19 protein-coding genes, 2 tRNA genes and 1 pseudogene are annotated in these 21,855 nt (G+C 69.1%); 16 read left to right on the top strand and 6 right to left on the bottom strand.

Features of this window, described 5'->3' with window-relative positions:
• Window positions 1–139: 139 nt before the first annotated feature.
• From MKD38_RS17075 to MKD38_RS17035, 9 genes are all read left to right on the top strand, one after another.
• The gene (locus tag MKD38_RS17075; protein WP_252678479.1) at window positions 140–1,408 is read left to right on the top strand and encodes an MFS transporter; all 1,269 of its coding nucleotides are present in this window, start codon (window positions 140–142) and stop codon (window positions 1,406–1,408) included.
• The gene (locus MKD38_RS17070) at window positions 1,405–1,545 is read left to right on the top strand and encodes a hypothetical protein (protein WP_252678477.1); all 141 of its coding nucleotides are present in this window, start codon (window positions 1,405–1,407) and stop codon (window positions 1,543–1,545) included. The genes MKD38_RS17075 and MKD38_RS17070 overlap by 4 nt, the downstream gene beginning before the upstream one ends.
• Before the next feature lie 160 nt (window positions 1,546–1,705).
• Entirely contained in the window at window positions 1,706–2,830 is a 1,125-nt protein-coding gene (locus MKD38_RS17065; RefSeq protein WP_252678475.1) for an acyltransferase family protein, read from the top strand.
• A 267-nt stretch (window positions 2,831–3,097) separates the two neighbouring features.
• Complete coding sequence (locus MKD38_RS17060; RefSeq protein ID WP_252678473.1) at window positions 3,098–4,336, top strand: GTP cyclohydrolase II; 1,239 nt, start codon at window positions 3,098–3,100, stop codon at window positions 4,334–4,336.
• Complete coding sequence (locus MKD38_RS17055) at window positions 4,333–5,628, top strand: URC4/urg3 family protein (RefSeq protein ID WP_252678471.1); 1,296 nt, start codon at window positions 4,333–4,335, stop codon at window positions 5,626–5,628. Before MKD38_RS17060 ends, MKD38_RS17055 begins: the two co-directional genes overlap by 4 nt.
• A gap of 73 nt (window positions 5,629–5,701) precedes the next feature.
• A complete protein-coding gene (gene upp / locus MKD38_RS17050; RefSeq protein ID WP_252678469.1) occupies window positions 5,702–6,397 on the top strand; it encodes a uracil phosphoribosyltransferase in 696 nt (231 codons plus the stop codon).
• Complete coding sequence (locus tag MKD38_RS17045; RefSeq protein ID WP_252678467.1) at window positions 6,397–7,077, top strand: TetR/AcrR family transcriptional regulator; 681 nt, start codon at window positions 6,397–6,399, stop codon at window positions 7,075–7,077. The genes upp and MKD38_RS17045 overlap by 1 nt, the downstream gene beginning before the upstream one ends.
• A gap of 32 nt (window positions 7,078–7,109) precedes the next feature.
• A complete protein-coding gene (locus tag MKD38_RS17040) occupies window positions 7,110–8,396 on the top strand; it encodes an amidohydrolase family protein (protein ID WP_252678465.1) in 1,287 nt (428 codons plus the stop codon).
• A gap of 96 nt (window positions 8,397–8,492) precedes the next feature.
• Window positions 8,493–8,579, top strand: a tRNA-Leu gene (locus MKD38_RS17035).
• Window positions 8,580–8,703: 124 nt separating this feature from the next.
• On the opposite strand, the gene MKD38_RS17030 is transcribed toward MKD38_RS17035, so the two are convergent.
• Entirely contained in the window at window positions 8,704–10,530 is a 1,827-nt protein-coding gene (locus MKD38_RS17030; protein ID WP_252678463.1) for a GGDEF domain-containing protein, read from the bottom strand.
• A 242-nt stretch (window positions 10,531–10,772) separates the two neighbouring features.
• Here MKD38_RS17030 and MKD38_RS17025 point away from each other — a divergent pair, with 242 nt between their 5' ends.
• The gene (locus tag MKD38_RS17025) at window positions 10,773–11,693 is read left to right on the top strand and encodes a hydrolase (RefSeq protein ID WP_252678461.1); all 921 of its coding nucleotides are present in this window, start codon (window positions 10,773–10,775) and stop codon (window positions 11,691–11,693) included.
• A gap of 85 nt (window positions 11,694–11,778) precedes the next feature.
• On the opposite strand, the gene MKD38_RS17020 is transcribed toward MKD38_RS17025, so the two are convergent.
• Window positions 11,779–11,855, bottom strand: a tRNA-Arg gene (locus MKD38_RS17020).
• Window positions 11,856–11,935: 80 nt separating this feature from the next.
• Complete coding sequence (locus tag MKD38_RS17015) at window positions 11,936–13,633, bottom strand: MBL fold metallo-hydrolase (protein ID WP_252678459.1); 1,698 nt, start codon at window positions 13,631–13,633, stop codon at window positions 11,936–11,938.
• Between the two features lie 250 nt (window positions 13,634–13,883).
• Between MKD38_RS17015 and MKD38_RS17010 the strand changes: the two genes are divergently transcribed.
• From MKD38_RS17010 to MKD38_RS16995, 4 genes and pseudogenes are all read left to right on the top strand, one after another.
• Window positions 13,884–14,261, top strand: a complete 378-nt coding sequence (locus tag MKD38_RS17010) for a short-chain fatty acid transporter (protein ID WP_112776540.1) — start codon at window positions 13,884–13,886, stop codon at window positions 14,259–14,261.
• 111 nt (window positions 14,262–14,372) lie between these two features.
• Window positions 14,373–14,579 (top strand): annotated as a pseudogene (locus tag MKD38_RS17005) (YciI family protein); the annotation flags it as partial.
• A gap of 47 nt (window positions 14,580–14,626) precedes the next feature.
• The gene (gene catC, locus MKD38_RS17000) at window positions 14,627–14,911 is read left to right on the top strand and encodes a muconolactone Delta-isomerase (RefSeq protein WP_252678457.1); all 285 of its coding nucleotides are present in this window, start codon (window positions 14,627–14,629) and stop codon (window positions 14,909–14,911) included.
• 224 nt (window positions 14,912–15,135) lie between these two features.
• Window positions 15,136–16,548, top strand: coding sequence for a DUF1254 domain-containing protein (locus MKD38_RS16995; protein ID WP_252678456.1), 1,413 nt, complete (start codon window positions 15,136–15,138; stop codon window positions 16,546–16,548).
• A gap of 93 nt (window positions 16,549–16,641) precedes the next feature.
• Here MKD38_RS16995 and metE read toward each other — a convergent pair whose 3' ends face one another.
• Window positions 16,642–19,032, bottom strand: coding sequence for a 5-methyltetrahydropteroyltriglutamate--homocysteine S-methyltransferase (gene metE, locus MKD38_RS16990; protein WP_252678455.1), 2,391 nt, complete (start codon window positions 19,030–19,032; stop codon window positions 16,642–16,644).
• A 129-nt stretch (window positions 19,033–19,161) separates the two neighbouring features.
• Here metE and MKD38_RS16985 point away from each other — a divergent pair, with 129 nt between their 5' ends.
• Entirely contained in the window at window positions 19,162–20,085 is a 924-nt protein-coding gene (locus MKD38_RS16985; protein ID WP_252678454.1) for a LysR family transcriptional regulator, read from the top strand.
• Between the two features lie 15 nt (window positions 20,086–20,100).
• On the opposite strand, the gene MKD38_RS16980 is transcribed toward MKD38_RS16985, so the two are convergent.
• Window positions 20,101–20,442, bottom strand: a complete 342-nt coding sequence (locus MKD38_RS16980) for an AsnC family transcriptional regulator (RefSeq protein WP_252678453.1) — start codon at window positions 20,440–20,442, stop codon at window positions 20,101–20,103.
• A gap of 151 nt (window positions 20,443–20,593) precedes the next feature.
• Between MKD38_RS16980 and MKD38_RS16975 the strand changes: the two genes are divergently transcribed.
• Window positions 20,594–21,064, top strand: coding sequence for an Lrp/AsnC family transcriptional regulator (locus MKD38_RS16975; protein WP_012356231.1), 471 nt, complete (start codon window positions 20,594–20,596; stop codon window positions 21,062–21,064).
• A 16-nt stretch (window positions 21,065–21,080) separates the two neighbouring features.
• On the opposite strand, the gene MKD38_RS16970 is transcribed toward MKD38_RS16975, so the two are convergent.
• On the bottom strand, window positions 21,081–21,611 hold the full coding sequence (locus MKD38_RS16970; protein ID WP_252678452.1) for a riboflavin biosynthesis protein RibA: 531 nt from the start codon (window positions 21,609–21,611) through the stop codon (window positions 21,081–21,083).
• Window positions 21,612–21,855: the final 244 nt, after the last annotated feature.

Here is a 21,855-nt window from a genome sequence, read left to right as displayed (position 1 = left end):
TTACAGCACGATCCCGGAGATTCTTGCCATGCGTGGTGCGCATGGCAGGACGACCGAAAGATCGGTTGAAGGAAGGCCTGCCGTCGCTTGCAATAGAGCCATCGCGCTGCGGGCGCCATCGATCGACAAGAGGGCTGTCATGACCATCCATTTGCCACGCTATTCCGGTTCGGGCGCCACGCCCTGGTGGCGGCAACTCTGGGTACTGGTGCTGGCGGGTGGCGTGTTGATGGGGGTGGCGCTGGGCGTGCGCCATGTGCAAGGGCTGTTCATGCTGCCCATCATTGCCGAGCGCGGCTGGACCCGCGAGACCTTCGCCTTTGCCATGGCGGTGCAGAACCTGGCTTGGGGCCTGGCGCAGCCCTTCACCGGCATGCTGGCCGACCGCTACGGCTCGTGGAAGGTGATGGCGGGCGGGCTGGCGCTGTATGCCGCGGGGCTCTATGGGATGACGCAGGCGCATACGTCGACGGCGCTGGTGTGGTCGGCGGGACTTTGCCTCGGCGTGGCCTTGTCCGGGACCACCTTCGGCGTGGTCTACGGCGCGCTCAGCCGGATGACCGGGGCCGCGCAGCGCAGCCGCGCGCTGGGGCTGGCCGGCGCCGTCGGCGGCATCGCCCAGTTTGTCCTGGTGCCGGGCGCCCAGGCGCTGCTTGCCGGGAGGGGATGGGCGGGCGCGCTGCTGCTGCTTGCCGTGGTGCTGGCCGTGCTGGCACCACTGGCGCTGCCATTCCAGGACCGCGGCGCGACGGCAGCGCCGGAGCGCCACGCGCCGGACGCGGCGGTGGGCCAGCCGCTGAACGCCGCCTTACGCGAGGCCTTCGGCCATTCGGGCTTCTGGCTGCTCAACCTGGGCTTTCTTGCGTGCGGCTTCCAGCTGGCCTTCATCGCCAGCCACCTGCCGGCCTATCTGCTGGACCGCGGCATGCGTGCGGCCGACGGCATGGCGGCGCTCGCCATCATTGCGCTGGCCAATGTGGCGGGCGTCTATGTGTGCGGGCTGCTGGGCGGGCGTCACAGCAAGAAGTACCTGCTCGCCGGCATCTATCTCGCGCGCACCGCGGCGATGGCGCTGTTCCTGCTGCTGCCGCTGAGCCCGGCGACGCTGTACGCCTTCAGCGCGGCGATGGGGTTGCTGTGGCTGGGCACGGTGCCGCTCACCAACGGCATCCTGGCCCAGGTGTTCGGCGTGCGCTATCTCGCCACGCTGTTCGGCTTCGTGTTCCTGGGCCATCAACTCGGCTCTTTCCTGGGCGTGTGGCTGGGCGGGCTGGTGTTTGAGCTGAGCCGCTCGTACGACGCGGTCTGGTACGGCGCCATGGCGCTGGGGATCGTCGCCGCGGCGCTGCATTCGCCGATCGACGACCGCCAGATCGCCCGCACCGGCCTGGCGCCGGCACGGCCATGAGGCGGCCCGGCGCCACCGCGCTCGCCGCCTGGCTGTCGGTACTCGGTGGCGCCGTCGTGTGCGCGGTGGCGCTGGCGGGGTGGCTCGATCCGGCGCATGCCCAGGCGTGGATCGCGCTGATGGCGCTGTGCCAATGACGCCCACCAGCTGCCGCTGCGCCGGTACAGCGGCTGTCGAACTCGCAACAAGCGGGTCCACTGTGTAACCAATCCGCAGGATGTATGCATTGCGCCACATTGAGTGGTGGTGCAACAGGTAGAATCGCGCCTTCCGTGCCTTTGCATCCTCCCTATAACAATGAGCTCCCGCCCGTCGCGCCTGCCGTGCATCGACGCCCTGAAAGCCGTCAGTTCGCAACTGATCGTCCTGCACCACCTCGCCTTCTATGGACCGATGTCCGATGCCGCGTACCGGCTGGCGCCGGGGCTGGTGGACTGGCTCTATGACTACGCCCGCATCGCGGTGCAGGTGTTCCTGGTAATCAGCGGCTTCCTGGCGGCGCGCAGCCTGGCGCCTAACGGTCGGCTGGAGATCCGCCAGCACCCGCTGTCGCTGCTGTGGCGCCGCTACCAGAAACTGGTGGTGCCGTTTGCCGCGGCGATCCTGCTCAGCATTGCCGGTGCCGCCGTGGCCCGGCACTGGATGACGCACGACTCGATCCCGGCGTCGCCCACGCTGGCACAGTTGCTCGCGCACCTGACGCTGCTCCATGACATCGTCGACGTCGACGCGTTGTCGGCCGGGGTCTGGTACGTGGCCATCGACCTGCAGTTGTTCGCGCTGCTGCTGGGCACGCTGTGGGGCGCGCGCGCGGTGTCGCGCGGCAGGGCGCCGGCGGGCGTGGCGGTCAGCATCGGCCTGGTGGCGCTGGCGGCCGTGGCGTCGCTGTTCTGGTTCAACCGCGATGCCGCGTGGGATATCTGGGCGGTGTACTTCTTCGGTGCCTATGGCATGGGCGCGCTGGCCTACTGGGCATCGGCGCCCGGCCGGCCGCTGCTGCCGCTGGCGCTGCTCGGCGCGGTGGCGCTGGGCGCGCTGGCGCTGGACTTCCGGCTGCGCATTGCCGTGGCGCTGGCCACCGCGCTGCTGCTGGCGCTGGCGCGCCGCGGCGAATGGCTGGAGCGCTGGCCGCGGGCGCGCGTGGTGGGCTACTTCGGGCGCATTTCCTATTCCGTGTTCCTGGTCCATTTCCCGGTGTGCCTGGTGGTCAATGCGCTGGTGTCGCATCTGGCACCGGGCCAGCCGGTGCTGAACGCTCTGGGCATGGCGGCGGCCTGGGCGCTGAGCAATGTGGCGGGCGCCTTGTTCTACCGCTTCGTCGAAAGCGCGCAGCCGTTCGCGGCACTGCGGGCGCTGCTGGGCGGCCGCGGTGACGCGGCCGGCGAGTCTGGCCCGGGCTCGGCGCGCCGCCCGACCATGTAACCCTTGCAACCATCGCCGCACGGCACCACGCGGCTGCTGCGCGCATGGCATGGCCGCCCGCGGCATCCGTGTGGTGCACGCAACCCGCCGGCGTGGTGCCGTCGGCACGCCGGGCGTGCATGGCGCTGCCGCGGACTTGCGTTGGGCGCCACACACACTGGTGCCACACTGGCGTAAACGGGCATTGGGCGATGGCACAAAGGTTGCCTAGTATGGAATCGTAAACCTGACCGCTTGGTCAGGATTCCATCGGGAACCGAGGGTGTCATGTCCGACCATATCGTCCTGACTTCGCACGCGCGCCGCGACAAGCCGGCCGAGCCGATCCACTGGGGCGCCCCCACGGCGGCGCAGCGCGGACCGGTGATCGCCAGCCTGGGCAATCCGGCGCAGCGCAATGTGATCGGCACCCACGCCGGCGCCTACGCCATCTACCGCGCCCTCGCGGTCGCCTCCGGCACGCTGCAGCGCGACCATCGTCCCGACCTGACCGATACCGCACCCGCCGAAGCCATCGGCCCGCATCCGCAATGGGGCGACCCGGACAAGATCGTCTCGCTCGACCCATGGGGGCACCTGGTTTCCAGCGTCTTCGCCGACCGCATCGCCGCCGGCGTCGATATCCGCCCGACCATCGCGGTGACCCGTGCGCACATCAACATGCCGGAACTGCTTTCGGCCATCGCCGCGGGCCGGCTCAAGCCCGACGGCGACCTGTTGCATGCCAATGGCGACGTGCGCGTGACCAAGGCGGCGGTCGACCCGGTGTGGTACCTGCCCGGCATGGCGGCCCGCTTCGGCATCAAGGAAAGCGTGCTGCGCCGCAGCCTGTTCGAGCAGACCGGCGGCATGTTCCCGGAACTGGTGACGCGGCCGGACCTGAAGGTATTCTTGCCGCCGATCGGCGGCATGACGCTGTATTTCTTCGGCGATGTCAGCCAGCTGGGCAAGCCCGAGACCCGCGTGGCCTGCCGCGTGCACGATGAATGCAACGGATCGGATGTGTTCGGGTCAGACATCTGTACCTGCCGGCCGTACCTGGCACACGGCATCGAGGTGTGCATCGAGATGGCGCAGCAGGGCGGCGTCGGGCTGGTGGTCTACAACCGCAAGGAGGGACGCGCGCTGGGCGAGGTGACCAAGTTCCTGGTCTACAACGCCCGCAAGCGCCAGGTTGGCGGCGACCGCGCCGAGACTTATTTTGCCCGTACCGAATGCGTGGCGGGCGTGCAGGACATGCGTTTCCAGGAGCTGATGCCGGATGTGTTCCATTGGCTGGGCATCCGCCGCATCGACCGCTGGGCGTCGATGAGCAACATGAAGCATGGCGCGCTGGTGGCGCAGGGCATCGAGGTGGTCGAGCAGGTGGCGATCCCCGAGGGGCTGATCCCCGCCGACGCCCGTGTCGAGATCGACGCCAAGGTGGCCGCCGGCTACTTCACGCACTACACGCCGCCGGATGCGAACGAACTGGCCCTGGCAAAGGGCAGGGGGTTGAACGAATGACGAGGTATCCCGAGGACAGTGCCGGCAACGAGCGCCATGGCAACGGCTGGCTGAGTCCGGTGCCCGAAGGGCATCCCGCGGCGGCGCTGCTGTGCGCCGAGGCGGTGCGCACCCATTGCGCGGCGGTCACCGAACACGTGGCCAGCGGCGCGTCCGAACTTTTCACCTGGCACCCGGACCGCGTGCATGCGATTGCCGATTACGTCGCCAGCACTATCCGGCTGCGCTATCCGGACCTGCAGGTGCCGTATCACAGCCGCTGGCGCCATTTCGAAAGCGGCGCGGGCGACCAGCGCACGGACCGCTGGCAGGTGCTGTGCGAGCGCGCCGCGCTGAGCGGGCCCGAACACCGCGAGGAGCGCGCCCGCATCGGCATCGACCTGGTGATCCCCAGCGTGCTGCTGGATGCGGGCGCCGGGCCGGAATGGCGCTACCGCGATCCGGCCAGCGACCTGGTGCTGACGCGTTCGGAAGGCCTGGGCGCGGCCAGCTTCGACCTGTTCGCGCGCGGCGGCTTCTCCGCGGCGCCGGGCGACCCGCTGCGCGCCGATGCCGAGCGCCTGCAGCGCATCGATGCCGACAGCATTGCCCATGCCTTCCAGGTCGCGCAGCACAACCCGCTGGTGGGGCTGGAAGGCCGCGCCGGGCTGCTGCGCCGGCTGGGCGAGGTGATGGACGCGACCCCGGCGCTGTTCGGCCGGCCGGCGCGGCTGGGCAACCTCTATGACTACCTGAAGGCGCACGCCGTCGGCGGCCAGCTCGATGCCGGCTTCCTGCTGCGCACCTTGCTGGTGGGCCTCGGGCCGGTGTGGCCGGGGCGCATCGTGGTCGAGGGCGTGTCGCTGGGCGACTGCTGGCGCCATCCGGCGGCGCCGGGCGGGCTGGTGCCGTTCCACAAGCTGACCCAGTGGCTGACCTATTCGCTGCTGGAGCCGCTCGAGGACGCCGGCCTGACCGTGACCGGCCTGGACGCGCTGACCGGCCTGCCCGAATACCGCAACGGCGGGCTGCTGTACGACTTCGAGCTGATGGTGCCGCGCGACCCCGGCTTTGCCGCCGAACCGCATGCGGTCGATGAGCCCGTCATCGTCGAATGGCGCGCGCTGACCGTCAGCGGCCTGGACCTGGTGGCCGATTGCGTGCGCCAGGCGCTGGGGCTGGAGGAAGCGCAGTTTCCGCTGGCGCGCGTGCTGGAAGGCGGCACCTGGGCGGCGGGGCGGCGCATCGCCGCCAAGCGCCGGCCGGGCGGCGCGCCGCCGTTTGCCATCACCAGCGACGGCACGGTGTTCTGAACGCGCGGCCCGCGCCGCGGGCGGCGCGTTCAGGCAGGGAAGGCTTGTGCAACGTGGTTTCAGGAGCGTCACCATGAACGACATGACCGCTGTTCCCGCAGTCGAGGCGCTCGCGCCGGACCCGGCCGACCCTGCCAGCCTGTCCGGCGTGATGGTGGTCGACCATCCGCTGGTGCAGCACAAGGTCACGCTGGTGCGCAGCGAGGAGACCACCACCGACAACTTTCGCCGCCTGGTGCGCGAGATCAGCCAGCTGCTGACCTACGAGGCCACGCGCGACCTGGCGATGGAAACCATCGCCATCCGCACGCCGATCGCGGCCACGCAGTCGCGCGTGCTGTCCGGCAAGAAGCTGTGCCTGGTGTCGATCCTGCGCGCGGGCAACGGCTTTATCGACGGCATGCTCGACCTGCTGCCGGCCGCGCGCGTCGGCCATATCGGCCTGTACCGCGACCCCGAGACGCTGGAGCCGATCGAGTATTACTTCAAGATGCCCGAGGACATCCAGGAGCGCATGGTGATCGTGGTCGACCCGATGCTGGCCACCGGAAATTCGGCCATCGCGGCGCTGAACCGGCTCAAGGAGGCCGGCGTCACCACCATGAAGTATGTGTGCCTGATCGCCTCGCGCCCGGGCCTGCGCGCGCTGCGCACCGCGCATCCGGACGTCGGCATCGTCACCGCGGCCATCGACGACACCCTCAACGAGCACGGCTATATCGTGCCAGGCCTGGGTGACGCCGGCGACCGCCTGTACGGCACGCGCTGATGGACTCGCGCGCCGGCCTTGCGCCGACACTGCGCGCGCCGCCCGCGCGCGCGGCGGCGTGCGGCCGCATCCGGCAGGAGAACCAGGCCATGATCCTGCGCGCGGCCGAGCACGTGTTCGCGCGCGCCGGGTTTGCCGGCGCCACCATGGCGGAGATCGCCATGCGCGCGGGGGTGCCCAAGTCGAACCTGCATTACTACTTCCGCACCAAGCAGGCGCTGTACCGCGCGGTGCTGGCGCACACGCTGCAGCTATGGCTGTCGGAAGCCGACGTGATCCGCGCCGAACTGCCGCCGCAGGTGGCGCTGGAGCAGTACATCCGCGCCAAGATGCGGCTGTCGGCCAGCCATCCGGATGCGTCGCGCGTATTCGCCAACGAGCTGCTGCACGGTGCGCCCGAGATCGGCGAGGTGCTGCGCCATGCCCTGCGCGAACTGGTGTCGCGCAAGGCTGCGGTGGTGCAGCAGTGGATCGACCGCGGCCAGATGGCGCCGGTCGATCCGCGGCACCTGTTCTTCACCATCTGGGCCGCCACCCAGACCTACGCGGACTTTGAGTCGCAGGTCTGCGCGGTGCTGGGTATCAGCCGGCTGCAGCCGCAGGACTATGCGCATGCCACCGAGCATGTGGTGGTGATGCTGCTGCGCGGCTGCGGCCTGGCGCCGGCGCCGCTGGCCTGAGCTCGTCCATACCGGATACCACGACACGACCCATGCTCGACCTGATCCTGCGGCATTGCAACCTGCCCGACGGGCGCACCGGCATCGATATCGGCATCGCCGACGGGCGCATCGCCGCGGTCGAGCCGGCCCTGGCCGCGCGCGCGGGCGAAGAGATCGATGCCGCCGGCCAGCTGGTGACGCCGCCGTTCGTCGATGCGCACTTCCATATGGACTCGACGCTGTCGTACGGGCTGCCGCGCGTGAACCAGTCGGGCACGCTGCTGGAAGGCATTGCGCTGTGGGGCGAGCTCAAGCCGTTGCTGACGCAGGAGGCCATCGTCGAGCGCGCGCTTGCCTATTGCGACTGGGCCGTGGCGCGCGGGCTGCTGGCGATCCGCTCGCATGTGGACGTGTGCGATCCGCGCCTGCTGGCGGTGGAGGCGCTGCTGCACGTGCGCGAACGCATGCGGCCATACCTGGACCTGCAGCTGGTGGCGTTCCCGCAGGACGGCGTGCTGCGCGCGCCGGGCGCGCTCGCCAACCTGAAGCGAGCGCTGGAACTGGGGGTCGACGTGGTCGGCGGCATTCCGCATTTCGAGCGCACCATGGCGCAGGGGGCGGAGTCGGTGCGGTTGCTGTGCGAGCTGGCGGCGGAACGCGGCCTGCGCGTCGACATGCATTGCGACGAAAGCGACGATCCGCTGTCGCGCCATATCGAGACCCTGGCCAGCGAAACCGTGCGGCTGGGCCTGCAGGGCAGGGTGGCGGGATCGCACCTGACTTCGATGCATTCGATGGACAACTACTACGTGTCCAAGCTGATCCCGCTGATGCGCGAGGCCGGCGTCGCTGCGATCGCCAATCCGCTGATCAATATCACGCTGCAGGGGCGGCACGATACCTACCCCCGGCGCCGCGGCATGACGCGCGTGCCCGAGCTGATGGCGGCCGGCGTGCCGGTGGCCTTTGGCCACGATTGCGTGATGGACCCGTGGTATGGGCTGGGCTCCGGCGACATGCTGGAAGTGGCGCACATGGGCCTGCATGTGGCGCAGATGACCGGGCAGGAGGCGATGCGCGCCTGCTTCGATGCGGTCACCGCCACCCCGGCGCGCATCCTGGGGCTGGAGGGCTATGGCCTGGCGCCGGGCTGCCGCGCCGACCTGGTGCTGCTGCAGGCGCGCGATCCGGTCGAGGCAATCCGGCTGCGCGCCACGCGGCTGCGCGTGCTGCGCGCCGGCAAGACCATTGCCACCATGCCGGCGGCGACCGCGGCGCTGGCGCTGCCGGGACGGCCGGCGCAGGTGGATTTCCGGCGCGACGGCGGTGCGACATAGACGGCACAAAGTTTTTTGCAGGCAGCTGTTGACAGTACCCGCAGCACTCGGCATAATTTCGTTCTTCGCATCGCAGCAGCAATGCTTCGAAACGAAGCCCAGATGGCGGAATTGGTAGACGCACTAGGTTCAGGTCCTAGCGGTGGCAACACTGTGGAGGTTCGAGTCCTCTTCTGGGCACCAAAATTCGGAAAGGCTCGCGCAAGCGAGCCTTTCTTCGTTTCAGGCCATGCTCATGGCAACCACGTCCGCGCGAGCGGGCTTTTTTTTTCGTCCGTAGTTTTCGGACCGTGCCTGGTGCCGTGGTTCAGCGTGCCGGCATCCCCTCCAGGTCCTGTGCCTCGCGCACGCAATTGCGCCCTTCGGCCTTGGCGCGGTACATGGCTGCGTCGGCCGCGCCGAACAGGCGTTGCCAGTGGCTCGCGCCGCCATGGCCGACGGCGACACCGAAGCTGGCGGTCACGGCAAGCTGCGTGGTGCCGGACAGGTAGACCGGCCGGGATGCGATGGCCGCGCGCAGCGTTTCGGCCAGCGCAGCGGCTTCGCCGGGCCGGCCGTGCGGCAGCCACAGCGCGAATTCCTCGCCGCCGAAGCGGGCCAGCACGCCCTCGGCCGGCACCAGCGCGCGCATCTGCGCGGCGATATTGCGCAACACCTGGTCGCCGGCCGCATGGCCGTGGCGGTCGTTGATCTGCTTGAAGCGGTCGACGTCGATCAGCACCAGGCTGGCGTGCTCGTGCGCGCCGTACTGCGCTGCCACCAGCTCCAGCGCGCGCCGGTTCAGCAGGCCGGTGAGGCTGTCGGTGCGGGCCTGCTGCTCCAGCTGCGCGGTCAGCGCGGCGCGCTCGCGCAGCTTGCGGCGCAGGATGTCGATGGCATCGAACAGGCGCCGCATCTCCGCAGCCTGGCCCGTGCGCCTGGCCTGCATGGCAGCCTTGGATGGCGGGGTTTGGTGCGGCTGGGCGCGATCCTCGGCCAGCGCGATCACTTCCGCCCGCGCACGCAGCAGCGGCAGGAACACCGCGCGCCGCGCGAACACCAGCATGTAGCCCAGCACCGCGAGGATCAGCGCGGACGTGCCGCACGCGGCCGCGAGCCGGCGCAGCGCGCGCTCGCGCGTGCTGGTGAAATGCGCCACCACTTCGTCCAGGAACACGCCGCGCAGCCGCTCCAGCGGCTCCAGCGTGGGCACGTAGCGGTTGGTCAGTTCGGTGGGCGTCATCGAGTAGTTGCCAGAGATCCGCCCCTGCGCGACCAGGCTGTCGACCATGGCCACGCCGCGGCCGAAGAACTGGTGGCCGGCGTCGGCATAGGCCTGTTCCAGCGCCGGCGCGGCGCCGAACATGTTGTACGCCGGCCCGGCCAGCTGCCACAGCGCCAGCAGCCGTCCGCGCGAGCGCGTCGCGTCGACCAGGCTCTGCACCGGCATCGGCTGGCGCGCTGCCACCGGCGCCATGATCTGCGACGCCATGCGCCCGGCGTACTCGCGCAGGTCGCCCAGCATCTTGCCGGTCAGCGCGGGCGCGGCCAGGCCGTGATCGCAAACGGAAAGCTCGCGCACCTGCCAGGCGATGGCGGGCTGCAGCGCGTCGACGACCTCGAACATGCTTTCAATGGCATGGCGGATCTCGTCCATGTCGCGCTGCTGCGGCGCGCGTGCGGCGAGTTCGTCGATCTCGGCGCGCGCCCGCGCCAGGCGTTCGCGCACGCGCTCGACCATCAGCGGTGGCAGGTGATGGCTGTGCAAGCCGAAGGGGGCGGGAGGCGGCGCGGACAGCCGCGCCAGCGCCGCGTCGCTGCGGGCGCGGAACGCCTGCAGGCGCTCGCGCGCCGCGCTGTGGGGCGAGGGCGGTTCGCCCAGCACGCTGTTGGCCGGGCCGCGTTCGGCGGACAGCGTGTTGGCGGCGTCGAGCACGTCGCGGTACGCCGAGATGTCGTACAGGTTCTGCCGGGCCGCGGCGAAGTCGCCGTACGAGGCGGCGATCACCAGCGCCGCCAGCACCACCGTGCACAGGCCGCCCACCGTGGTCGCCAGCGCCAGCTTGTGCTGCAGGCTGCGGCGCGGTCCGTTGCCGGCGGTCAGGGCAATACCGTTGCCGGGATCAAGCTGTCGGGCGCGTTGCCGCAGGGCCATGCTGTCTCCACCCGGCTGCCAGTGGCCGGGCCATGCGTGAAAATTCTGTCAATCCCGACATTATTGACGAAAAGGCCGCGGCAGCTGTCCAAATCTTCCGCGATTTGCGCCGGCGCCGGCCGCTCTGCGGCAGGCTTTCGCGGGCGCGCGCAGCCGAACATACGCGGCTAACGCTGGCGGGGCATTTGACCTATGCTCAAGCTCATCGGGCAGGCATTTATAACGTCCCGAAGGTGGTTGCCATGACTGTCGTCTTGTCATCATCGAGAGAGAGGGAGGCGGGGACGAACCCCGGATGGCACGGCTGTGCCGCGCATCCCGGCATCGTCCACCATCCCCTGCACTTCTGCGCCATGCTCGCCATGCTGATGTGTGCGGTGGCCCACGCAGACGAATCCTTGCCGGATTTCCAGGACCCTGCGGGTTCTGACTTGCCTCTGCAGGCAAGCCTGGCGCAGCCAGCACCGGCGGAGCCGGTGCAGTTTTCCGATACGCTGGCCGGCGGCTCCGAAGCGAGTGGCTGGATGGTCCAGCCGCTGGAGCCGGTGGTCGTCGAATACGCGGCAGTGCCGCCGCCATCCTCATCCCCATCTACTTCCGCCTTGCCACGCGCCATCGGCGCCGGGCCCGATGACGATGCCCCCGGCCTTGCCGCCGCGGACCGCGAGACCGCGGCCATGCCGGAACGTGCGCGCCGGTCGTCGCTGCATCTCGATGACATCACCACCGCCAGCGGCTTTGCCGACAATCGCGTGCGCACCATGGCGCTGGCGGTCGATGCCGTGGTGCCGCGTGGCGGCGGGCTGACCATCCAGCCGCGGCTGCAACTGGCCTATCAGCCCGGCACGAGCGCGGACCCGAACAAGTTGTCGGAGGCGATGCCCGGCGATGCCAGCGCCACCGGCATCGGCGTGCGCCTGTACGGCGCGCAGCCGACGCGGCTGGCCGGCATCTATCCGTTCGTCGAGGCCGACTGGTGGCAGGAGAGCCGCAAGCAGGTCATCAATATCAACGGCACCAAGATCGATGCCGACCTGCTGCGCGGACTGTTCTCGTTCAATATCGGCGCGCATGGCAATACCAAGACCGGCGTGAAGCTGTGGTTCAAGGTCAGGGCGGGGCGCAACCCGAGCGGCACCGTCGGCGCGCGCTATCGATGGTAGGGGTGGTGGGGGGCAGTCGCGCGCAAGGCGCGCGGCAACAAAAAAGGGCTTCCGTTTCCGGAAGCCCTTTTTCTTTCTGCATAGGTGGCGCGGCTGGCAGGATTCGAACCCACGACCCCTTGGTTCGTAGCCAAGTACTCTATCCAACTGAGCTACAGCCGCACACGAGAGGCGCAATTGTATCGCAATTATTGAATTGCGCAAGCCCCCCGCCGAAAAATCTTCAACGGGCGCCTCCAGCCTCAGCCTGCGGCTTCCGACCAGACGCCATCCGCCTCCCGCGCCTTGCCTTCGTCGCGCAGCTTGATCAGGTGCGCCAGCAGCGAGCGCTGCGCCACCGGATGCATGCGCGGCGGCACATCGTCATAGACGCGCAGCACCAGTTCGCCGAGCGCGGCCGGGCCAAGTTCGCGCAGCGCACCGGCGACCTTGGCCTCGCGCTGCAGGCGGTGCCGCACCAGGATGCGGATCGCGTCCTGCGGGCGCGCGATCAGGAAACCATGTCCCGGCGCCAGCCACTCCAGGTCTTCTTCCTGCAGCGCCGCGAGCGAGTCGAGGTAGGCGCGCATGTCGCCATCGGGCGGGCCGATCACCACCGTCGATCCCTGCATCACGTGGTCGCCGGTGAAGAGCGTCTTTTCTTCCTCGAGCAGGTAGCAGAGGTGGTTGGACGCATGGCCGGGGGTGTGGCAGACCCGCAGGGTGCAATCGTCGGCCAGGGCCAGGCGTTCGCCGTGCTGCAGTTCGCGCTGCGGTGCGAAGGTGGTGTCCTGCCAGGGGCCGGCGGGGGCGGCGCGTCCCAGCACGGTGGCGCCGGTGGCGGCCTGCAAGGCCGCCGCCGCGGGGGAGTGGTCCAGGTGCGTATGCGTGGCCAGGATCCAGCGGATCGGGCCGGGCGCCGCTTCCAGGATGGCGCGCACATGGTCGCCATCGTCCGGGCCCGGATCGATCACGGCCCATTCGTTGCGCGCGCCGCCGCCGACCAGGTAAGTGTTGGTGCCCGGGCCGGTCATCACGCTGCCGTTGTTGGCCGTGACGCGCCATACCCGCTGCGACAACTGCACCGGCACGCCGGGCGCCAGCTCGTAGCGGCCGTGCACCTTGCCGTCGGGATCGATGCGGCCGATCTCGGCGTAGCAGGGCTCGTTCGGCATCACCGGGCGCACCCCGGCCGCGCCGTTTGCCAGGCGCGGCATGATGCAGGCGATGCCGCGCAGCTGCGAGAAATACGCAAAGCAGGCGCTGGCGCTCTCGAACTGCGCGATCGAGCCCAGCGTGCGGCGCGTGACATGCATCATCGGCAGGCCGCTGGCCGGGTCGGCGGCCTCGGCCGGGCGTACCCAGCGGTGTTCGACGATCTCGGTGCCGTCGGGTACGGCCAGTTGGCCCTCCGGAGCGATGGCGACGAAGAAGCGGGTATCGAAACGCTTGGGCAGGCCGGGCGGCGTCAGCCAGTAGCTGTGATAGGCCAGCCGGTCCGCCGCCAGGCGCAGGCCCAGCTGCTCGCAGGCGTGGGCCAGTCCGGGGCCGCCTCGTTGGACGGCCTCGCGCAGCAGCACCAGCTGCGCGGCGTCCAGTTCGTGCGGCGCGCGCGGGCGCCCCTGATGATCGCAGGCGAACAGCAGGCCGGCCTCTTCGAAGCATTCGCGCACCGCGGCGAGGTAGAAGTCCAGGCCGCTGGCCGGCAGGCCCAGGCGTTCGCTGGCGATCGCGTCATCGAGGCCATGCGCGTGAGCGTGCAGGTGGCGGTCTTGCGCATCGAGGGTGCCGCCGGGAAAAACATAGGCGCCGCTGCTGCGGTCGTTGGCGCGTTCGACGCGGCGCACCAGCAGCACTTCCATGCCGGCGGGCGCGTCGCGCACCACCAGCAGGCTGGCGGCCGTGCGCAGCAGCGGGATGGGTTGGGCAGGGCGGTTGCCGCTTGTCTCTGTGGTTGTCATTGGTCGGCATCGTGGGTTGTACGCGCGGCGCGCCTGGGGCAAGGCAGGGCGCGGCCGCGTGCGCTAGTTTAGCCGCGTTCGCGGATTCGAAAGTCCGGGGAATCCCGGCGCCGCGGCGGCTGCCACGATGCTCCGAGCCGGCGGACACGAGCGGGCGGGCTTTGGCTTTTCCGGCCACAGGCAGTAACCTGATAGCTCCGCTTCACTTTCCGGAGTGCCACCGCCGGCGCTCCCATCGGAGGAGGTCCGCGTGATCCGAGCTTCTTACCTGTGCCTGACGGTTGCTTGCCTGGTGGCGGCCTGCGAGACGCCGCCGCAACGGGCACCGCGCCCGGTGCCGCCGCCCACCACCCGCATCACCGTCGACCCCCAGGCCATGTCCCGGGCGGCTTCCGCGGCCTGCGAGCCGGCGGTGGCGGAAGCGCTACAGCGCCGCTATCCGCAACCCGGCAGCGTCATGCTGATGGCCGACCGCGAACAGTACTACCAGCGCCCCAACGCGCAGACCTCGGTCAACGGCGAAGGCGTGTTCGAGCCGGACGACAGCTCGTCGGCGATCGGCTTCCACTACGCCTGCCTGTACAACGCGCGCACTGGCAAGGTCGATGATGTCCAGATGCGGTACTGAGCCGTCTATATCGCTGCGATGCTGATGTGGGGCGCGCAGATTGCCAGACTTTGATGCAAGGCCGCAAGGCTGACAGGAGAACCGCATGCCGTACCTGATCGAAACCGTCGACACAAGGCACTGCTGCTGGCCTGCGGCGCCAAGCTCAACGATGACGGCTCCGACGCCGGCGGCGGCGTCTATATCGTCGATGTCGACAGCCGCGAGGCCGCGCAGCGTTTTATCGATGCCGACCCGTTCGCCGCGGCGGGCCTGTTTGCCGAGGTGCGCATCGTGCGCTGGCGCAAGGCCTATCTCGACGGCACCTGCCGCCTCTGAACCGGGCCGCGCACGCTGTCCATCGCCACCCCACACCCGGAGACCCCATGCTGTTCATGGCCGAAATGACCGTCAGGATTCCCGCATCGCTCGACCCGCAATTGGTCGAGCAGCTCAAGGCCGATGAAAAGGCCATGTCGCAGCGCCTGCAGCGCGAAGGCAAGTGGCGCCATCTGTGGCGCGTGGTGGGCCAGTACGCCAACGTCAGCATCTTCGACGTCAGCGACAACGATGAACTGCACACCGTGCTGACCGCGCTGCCGCTGTACCCGTACATGGAGATCCAGGTCACGCCATTGGCCCAGCACGGCTCCGCCATCGCGCAGAACTGAGCCGCCGACCTTTCCGTAGCCCGTCCGCGTGGCTTATCATGCACCCCTTCGCCGCAGGGTCTGTTGCCGTTGGTGCGCCCGGTCTCGAATCCCCGCATTCGAGGAATTGACAGGGTCGTAGCCGGCGGACAAGATGCGACGGACAGATGCGCCTTCGGGACGACATGCCGGCAGTCATAGCCGAAATGCCCGGAGAACACGCAAGAACTTTGGGAATCGGGGTCATGAAGCTTATCTTTCGTCAATTGGCGGGCGCGGTCACGCTCGCCGTCATGCTGTCCGGCTGCGCCACCGGGCCAGACTATGCCGGCAACCCGGCCGCCGCCGAGCAGCCGCCTTCCGACCAGGCCATGAAGGCCTTGTCCGCCGAGGTCTTCACCATTGCCTATCCGATGGTGCTGATGGACGTGACGCGCGAGCTGATGACGCTGCGCACGCCCGTCAACACCTTCAGCCACAAGCGCACCTTCCCGGACGCCGCCTTCACCGATGTGGTCAGCCCCAATGCCGACACGCTGTACTCGTCGGCGTGGCTGGACCTGTCGCGCGAGCCGGTGATCCTGTCCGTGCCCGATACGCGCGGGCGCTATTACCTGATGCCGCTGATGGATGCCTGGACCAATGTGTTCGCCGCACCGGGCAAGCGCACCACCGGCACCCGCCGCGGCAACTTCGCCATCACCGGTCCGGACTGGCGCGGCACGCTGCCCAGGGGCGTGCAGGAGATCCGCTCGCCCACGTCGATGGTCTGGCTGATCGGCCGTACCCAGGCCAGCGGCAAGCAGGATTTTGCGGCGGTGCACCGGCTGCAGGACCAGTACCGGCTGACGCCGCTGTCGGCCTGGGGCGGCGGCCGACGCGTGCCGGACAAGGTCGCCGCGCGGCCCGCGCTGGACGCCACCAGCGCGCCGGTCGAGCAGGTCGCGGCCATGGACGCGCAGGCGTTCTTCACGCGGTTTGCCGCGCTGCTGCCGGCCAACCCGCCGGCGCCGGCCGACAGCGCCATGGTCGAGAAAATGCGCCGCATGGGCATCCGCCCGGGCGTGCCGTTCAAGACCACGGTGATGGAGCCGTCCACCGCACGGGCCGTGCAGGAAGGGGCCACGGCCGCGCTGGCGGCGATCGAGCAGGCGGCGCGCAAGGGCAACGCCGACGCCGGCAACGGCTGGGTCATGCATCGCGACCTGGGCACCTACGGCACCAGCTATGGCCGCCGCGCGGTCACGGCGTGGGTGGGGCTGGGCGCCAACCTGCCGGAGGATGCGATCTACGCCTCCACCCGCACCGATGCCAACGGCAAGCCGCTGCAGGGCGGGGCACGCTACGTGCTGCACTTCGACAAGAACCAGCTGCCGCCGGCGCGCGCGTTCTGGTCGCTGACGCTGTACAACGAACGCCAGGCCTTTGTCCCGAACCCGATCCAGCGCTATGCCATCGGCAGCCGCGACCGCCTGCGCTACAACCGCGACGGCTCGCTCGACATCTACATCCAGCATGAGCGCCCGGCCGGCGCCAGGGCCGCCAACTGGCTGCCGGCGCCGCCCGATGGCCTGAACATGATGCTGCGCGCGTACTGGCCGGAACAGGCTCTGCTGGATGGCAGCTGGATGCCGCCGCCGGTGATGCGCGTGAACTGATCCGCCTGGCGCCGGCAGGCAAACAGGCCGCATGCCCCGACGGGCATGCGGCCTGTTTTTTTACGCCGCGGTGTTCTGCGTGAGGCTGGCTGGTCAGTGTGCGTGCGTGGCGCAGGCAGTGCAGGCGCCGGCCGTGTGCGGCACCGGTGCGGTGCCGGGCGCGGCAGTGCGCTCGACGCGCTTCCACGCCGCGATTTCCGGCGCCGACAGGCGCTGGCGCAGCGCGCGCGCCGCGCTGACCATGTTGGCCAGCGCCGCTTCGGTTTCCTGCCAGCCGCGCGTCTTCAGCCCGCAGTCGGGGTTGACCCACAGCCGCTGCGGCGGCACCACCTCGCAGGCGCGCTCCAGCAGCCGCTCCATCGCCTGCACCGACGGCACGCGCGGCGAGTGGATGTCATAGACGCCCGGCCCGATCTCGTTGGGATAGTCGAAGTCGCCAAAGCCCTCCAGCAGTTCCATCGCCGAGCGGGAGGTCTCGATGGTGATCACGTCGGCGTCCATTGCCGCGATCGCGGGCAGGATGTCGTTGAATTCGGCATAGCACATATGCGTGTGGATCTGGGTCTGGTCGCGCACGCCGCTGGCCGACAGGCGGAACGCGGTCACGGCCCAGTCCAGGTAGGCGTCCCAGTCCGCGCGGCGCAGCGGCAGTCCTTCGCGCAGAGCCGGTTCATCGATCTGGATCACGCGGATGCCGGCCTGCTCGAGATCGCAGACCTCGTCGCGGATCGCCAGCGCGAGCTGGCGCGCGGTGGTGGCGCGCGGCTGGTCGTCACGCACGAAGGACCATTGCAGCATGGTGATGGGGCCGGTCAGCATGCCCTTCATCGGCCGCTCGGTCAGCGACTGGGCGTAGCGGGCGGTGTCGACCGTGATCGGTTCGGGGCGGTACACGTCGCCGTAGATCACCGGCGGCTTGACGCAGCGCGAGCCGTAGCTCTGCACCCAGCCGTTCTCGGTGAAGCCGTAGCCGCACAACTGCTCGCCGAAGTATTCGACCATGTCGTTGCGCTCGGCCTCGCCGTGCACCAGCACGTCCAGCCCCAGCGCTTCCTGCTTGCGCACCGCCAGCGCGATCTCGGCGCGGATGCGCTCCAGGTATTCCAGCGCGCCGATCTCGCCGCGCCTGAACGCGGCCCGGGTCTGGCGGATCGCCGCGGTCTGCGGGAACGAGCCGATGGTGGTGGTCGGCAGCAGCGGCAGCGCCAGCGCCTGGCGCTGGCGCTCGATGCGCTCGGCGAAGGGGCTGGCGCGGTGCGCCATCGCGTCGTTCACGCCAGCCAGGCGCTGCTGCACGCGTGCATTGACCACGCGCCGCGAGGCCCGGCGCGACGCCTGTGCGGCGTCCGACGCGGCCAGGGCGTCGGCGACGGCGCCGTCGCCCTGGTTCAGTGCGCGGGCCAGCACCGACAGTTCGTCCAGCTTTTCGGTGGCGAAGGCGAGCCAGGACTTCAGTTCGGCATCGAGCCGCGCTTCCTGCGCCAGCGACACCGGCACATGCAGCAGCGAGCACGACGGCGCCAGCCACAGGCGCTCGCCCAGCGCGCCGTGCAGCGGGCGCAGCAGGTCCAGCACGCGGCGCAGGTCGGTGCGCCAGATATTGCGGCCGTCGATCACACCGAGCGACAGCACGGCGTGATTTGGCAGCGCGGCCTGCCATGCCGCCAGCTGCTCGGGGGCGCGCACCAGGTCGATATGGAAGCCGTCGACCGGCAGCGCGGCCGCGCGCTGCGAATGGTCGGCGGCGCTGTCGAAGTAAGTCGCCAGCAGCAGCTTGGGGCGCGCCGTCGGGCCACCCTCCTGCAGCACGGCATAGGCGGTGTCGAAGGCATCGAGCCACGCCGGTTCCAGGTCCAGGCATAGCGCCGGCTCATCGATCTGCACCCATTCGATGCCGCGTGCCTTGAGCTGGCCCAGGATGCGGCGATATGCCTGCAGCAGCCGCGGCAGCAGCGACAGCCGGTCGAAGCCGGGCACATGGCTCTTCGACAGCCACAGGTAGGTGACGGGGCCGATCAGCGCCGGACGGGCGCGCAACCCAAGCGCCAGCGCCTCATCGGTTTCCTCGAAGAACCATTGCGGGCCGCCGTCGAAGCTGGTGTCGGCGTCCAGCTCGGGGACCAGGTAGTGGTAGTTGGTGTCGAACCACTTGGTCATTTCCATCGCGGGCTGCTCGCGGTTGCCTCGCGCCATTTCGAAGTACTGGGCCAGCGTCAGTTGCGCCGGGTCGAAACCGAAGCGGCGCGGCAGCGCGCCCAGCAGCGCGGTCAGGCTCAGCATCTGGTCGTACCAGGCAAAGTCGCCGGTGGCGACGGTGTCCAGGCCGCGCTCGGCCTGCAGCTGCCAGTGGCGGCGGCGCAGTTCGGCGGCCACCGTGCGCAGTTCGGCCTCGGTGCGTTCGCCGCGCCAGAACGCTTCCTGCGCGAATTTCAGTTCACGGCGTTCGCCGATACGGGGAAAGCCGAGGATATGGGTGCGTGCCATGGTGTTGCTCCGGTAGAGGTCTGGCGCACAGTGTCGGTTTGCCCATAAAATGAATCAAGCGACAAGTTTTAAACAATATATGAATCGATTTCATATCAATACGAAAAAGCGGCAACGTGGGAGCCGTGCATGATCGAGGTCCGCCATTTGCGTTCGCTGGTTGCCATTGCCGAGTCCGGCAAGCTGGCCACCGCGGCCGAGCGCGTGCATGTCAGCCAGTCAGCGCTGTCGCACCAGATCAAGGCGATCGAATCGCACTACGGCTTGCCGCTGTTCGACCGCACGCGCCAGGGCCTGCGCTTTACGCCAGCGGGCGAGCGCCTGCTGGCGCTGGCGCGCGAGGTGCTGGCCGCGGTCAGCGCGGCGGAGCGCGATATCGAACGGCTCAAGGGCGACACCCGCGGCGAGCTGCGCGTGGTGCTGGAATGCCATACGTGCTTTGACTGGCTGATGCCGGTGATGGACGAGTTCCGCCGGCGCTGGCCCGAAGTGGAAGTGGACCTGGTCGCGGGCTTCCATGCCGATCCGATCGCGCTGCTGCGCAACGGCCGCGCGGACATGGTGATCGGCTCGCAGCCGGCCGCGCGGCGCGGGCTGGAGGTGGCGCCGCTGTTCCGCTTTGAAATCCTGGCGGTGATCGCCAACGAACACCGCCTGCGCAACAAGCGCCGCATCGAAGCCGCGGATCTTGCCGGCGAAACCCTGATCACCTACCCGGTGCCCGAGTCACGCATCGACCTGATCCGCGAGGTGCTGGAACCCGCCGGCATCCACCTGGAGCGGCGCACCGCCGAACTGACGGTGGCGGTGCTGCAACTGGTGGCGAGCCGCCGCGGCGTGGCGGCGCTGCCCAACTGGGGCGTCAAGAACTACGTCGACCATGACTACGTGCTGGCCAAGCGCATCGGCGTGAAGGGTCTGTGGAGCGAACTCTACGCGACCGTGCCGGCGGCGATGGCGCGGCGGCCCTACGTGGCGGATTTTGTCGCGATCGTGCGCGATACCTGCGCGGCGCAACTCGACGGCATCGAGCTGCTGGCGCCGGCGGCGTAGCGGCGCCCGATCGATTCAAGCCGTCAACATCAGTTCGGCGGGGCGGTCGCGGCGAGTGGCGGCGCGCGGCGCCGGTTCCGCCACGATGTCATCGTCGGGATCCTCCACGTCCGCCACCAGCAATTCCACGTCGAAGCCATTATCGAGGCGGCGCAGGAACAGCCACAGCAGGCCCGCATCGTCTGCCGTCAGCGTGGCATGCATCACGGCCTTCGGGGCGGCATCAAAGCTCAGCTGCTGTGGCGCCAGCCCGGTACGGCGCGCGTTGGCCAGCACCCATTCCATGGCGCCGAACAGGTCGGCAGGGGCGAGACGCAGCGACAGGCGCAGGGTGGGGACAGGGCGGGTGGCTGGCATGTGTGGTTTCCGGCAGTCGATCTATGCAGGTAAATTTACCAGTCGAGCCGAAGAATTGGCTTTCTATTTTCTCCATATTCGCAAAAATATCAGGATAACTGACGTGTTTTGATAAAATAAAAAGAAGACTATTCTTTTCCTAAGGTGTTTGATGGCACAGTCCCCCAAACTGGATGACACCGACCGCCGCATCCTGCGCGAGCTGCGGCGCGACGGCCGCCTGTCCAATGCGCGCCTCGCGGAGCAGGTGGGCCTGTCAGCCACGCCCTGCTGGAACCGCGTGCGCGCGCTGGAAGAAAGCGGTGTCATCGAAGGCTACGCCGCGCTGCTGAACCAGAAGGCGCTGGGCTTGCCCGACACCGTGCTGATCGAAGTCACGCTGGAGCGGCACGACGACGACATGCTGTACCGCTTCGGCAAGGCCCTGGCGGAACTGCCGGAGGTGATGGAGGCCTACCTGCTGACCGGCGAATACGACTACCTGATCAAGGTGGCGGTGGCCGGCACGCAGGGCTATGAGGAATTCCTGCGGCACAAGCTCTACAAGCTGCCCGGCCTGCGCCACAGCCGCTCGACCTTCGTGCTGCGCACGCTCAAGCGCGAGACCTCAGTCGAGCCGTGATTCGGTCGTGCCGTGATTAAGCGGTCCTGAGCACTTCGCTGGTGGTGTTGCGCAGGGCGCGCAGGGCCTCGTTGCATTGTTGTGGCGTGGTCGGGTGTACCAGCACCGCCCAGCGGCCATGCTGCACGGCCTCGCGCACCGGCGTGATCACCAGCTGGTGGTCCGGCCGCGCGGTCATCAGGCCCGCCAGCAGCATGCCGAACATCACCCCGAGGAAAATCGCCGCGCCGGCCGCCAGGCCCGGGCTCTGCAGCACCGCGTCGACTGCCTGCCGGTGCAGGATGCCGACCACGGCGAGGCCGACAATGGCGCCCAACGCCGCCATGATCAGGTGCGAGCGCACCGCGGTGTGGACGATGCCGTCGTTTTCGGGCTCGAGCTTGCGGCCGAAATGGATCTCGTACGGGTGCACCAGCCGCACCTGCCCCCGCTTCAGGTGCGCCTCGTAGCAAACGCGCTCGGCGGCGCCGCTGGCCGCGAGCTTGGTGTCGAACAATGCTGCGAGCTTGGTGCCGGCGGCCTCGGCATTCAACGGATTGGCTGTCATGGCGAACTCCTGCTGCGGCCGTGCCACGAGGCGGGAGCTGCGCATTGTTTCCGTGCCCGCCGGGGACGACCCATGTCCTGTATACCGAGTCTAGGGACCCGTTTGAAGCGGGTGCATAAGTCGACGGCGCTTGCGCTTGTAGGAATTGGCCGACCACCCCCGCAACCAGGCCCGGCGGGGGAATTCCAGCGCGAACGCCCGATTCCGCTCATAATGTCGGCGGTGCCGGGCTGCGCCCTCGCCT

The organism is Cupriavidus sp. WGlv3, from assembly GCF_023952475.1.
GTDB classification, from domain to species: Bacteria; Pseudomonadota; Gammaproteobacteria; order Burkholderiales; family Burkholderiaceae; genus Cupriavidus; species Cupriavidus phytorum.
Note: the sequence above shows the minus strand (reverse complement) of the source record. Positions and strands in the feature narration are given on the sequence as shown.

Excerpts from the sequence above, each read along its gene's own strand:
- MKD38_RS17075 (WP_252678479.1), top strand. The coding sequence starts at position 140 with ATGACCATCCATTTGCCACGCTATTCCGGTTCGGGCGCCACGCCCTGG.
- MKD38_RS17070 (WP_252678477.1), top strand. The coding sequence starts at position 1,405 with ATGAGGCGGCCCGGCGCCACCGCGCTCGCCGCCTGGCTGTCGGTACTC.
- MKD38_RS17065 (WP_252678475.1), top strand. The coding sequence starts at position 1,706 with ATGAGCTCCCGCCCGTCGCGCCTGCCGTGCATCGACGCCCTGAAAGCC.
- MKD38_RS17060 (WP_252678473.1), top strand. The coding sequence starts at position 3,098 with ATGTCCGACCATATCGTCCTGACTTCGCACGCGCGCCGCGACAAGCCG.
- MKD38_RS17055 (WP_252678471.1), top strand. The coding sequence starts at position 4,333 with ATGACGAGGTATCCCGAGGACAGTGCCGGCAACGAGCGCCATGGCAAC.
- upp (WP_252678469.1), top strand. The coding sequence starts at position 5,702 with ATGAACGACATGACCGCTGTTCCCGCAGTCGAGGCGCTCGCGCCGGAC.
- MKD38_RS17045 (WP_252678467.1), top strand. The coding sequence starts at position 6,397 with ATGGACTCGCGCGCCGGCCTTGCGCCGACACTGCGCGCGCCGCCCGCG.
- MKD38_RS17040 (WP_252678465.1), top strand. The coding sequence starts at position 7,110 with ATGCTCGACCTGATCCTGCGGCATTGCAACCTGCCCGACGGGCGCACC.
- MKD38_RS17030 (WP_252678463.1), bottom strand. The coding sequence starts at position 10,530 with ATGGCCCTGCGGCAACGCGCCCGACAGCTTGATCCCGGCAACGGTATT.
- MKD38_RS17025 (WP_252678461.1), top strand. The coding sequence starts at position 10,773 with ATGACTGTCGTCTTGTCATCATCGAGAGAGAGGGAGGCGGGGACGAAC.
- MKD38_RS17015 (WP_252678459.1), bottom strand. The coding sequence starts at position 13,633 with ATGACAACCACAGAGACAAGCGGCAACCGCCCTGCCCAACCCATCCCG.
- catC (WP_252678457.1), top strand. The coding sequence starts at position 14,627 with ATGCTGTTCATGGCCGAAATGACCGTCAGGATTCCCGCATCGCTCGAC.
- MKD38_RS16995 (WP_252678456.1), top strand. The coding sequence starts at position 15,136 with ATGAAGCTTATCTTTCGTCAATTGGCGGGCGCGGTCACGCTCGCCGTC.
- metE (WP_252678455.1), bottom strand. The coding sequence starts at position 19,032 with ATGGCACGCACCCATATCCTCGGCTTTCCCCGTATCGGCGAACGCCGT.
- MKD38_RS16985 (WP_252678454.1), top strand. The coding sequence starts at position 19,162 with ATGATCGAGGTCCGCCATTTGCGTTCGCTGGTTGCCATTGCCGAGTCC.
- MKD38_RS16980 (WP_252678453.1), bottom strand. The coding sequence starts at position 20,442 with ATGCCAGCCACCCGCCCTGTCCCCACCCTGCGCCTGTCGCTGCGTCTC.
- MKD38_RS16975 (WP_012356231.1), top strand. The coding sequence starts at position 20,594 with ATGGCACAGTCCCCCAAACTGGATGACACCGACCGCCGCATCCTGCGC.
- MKD38_RS16970 (WP_252678452.1), bottom strand. The coding sequence starts at position 21,611 with ATGACAGCCAATCCGTTGAATGCCGAGGCCGCCGGCACCAAGCTCGCA.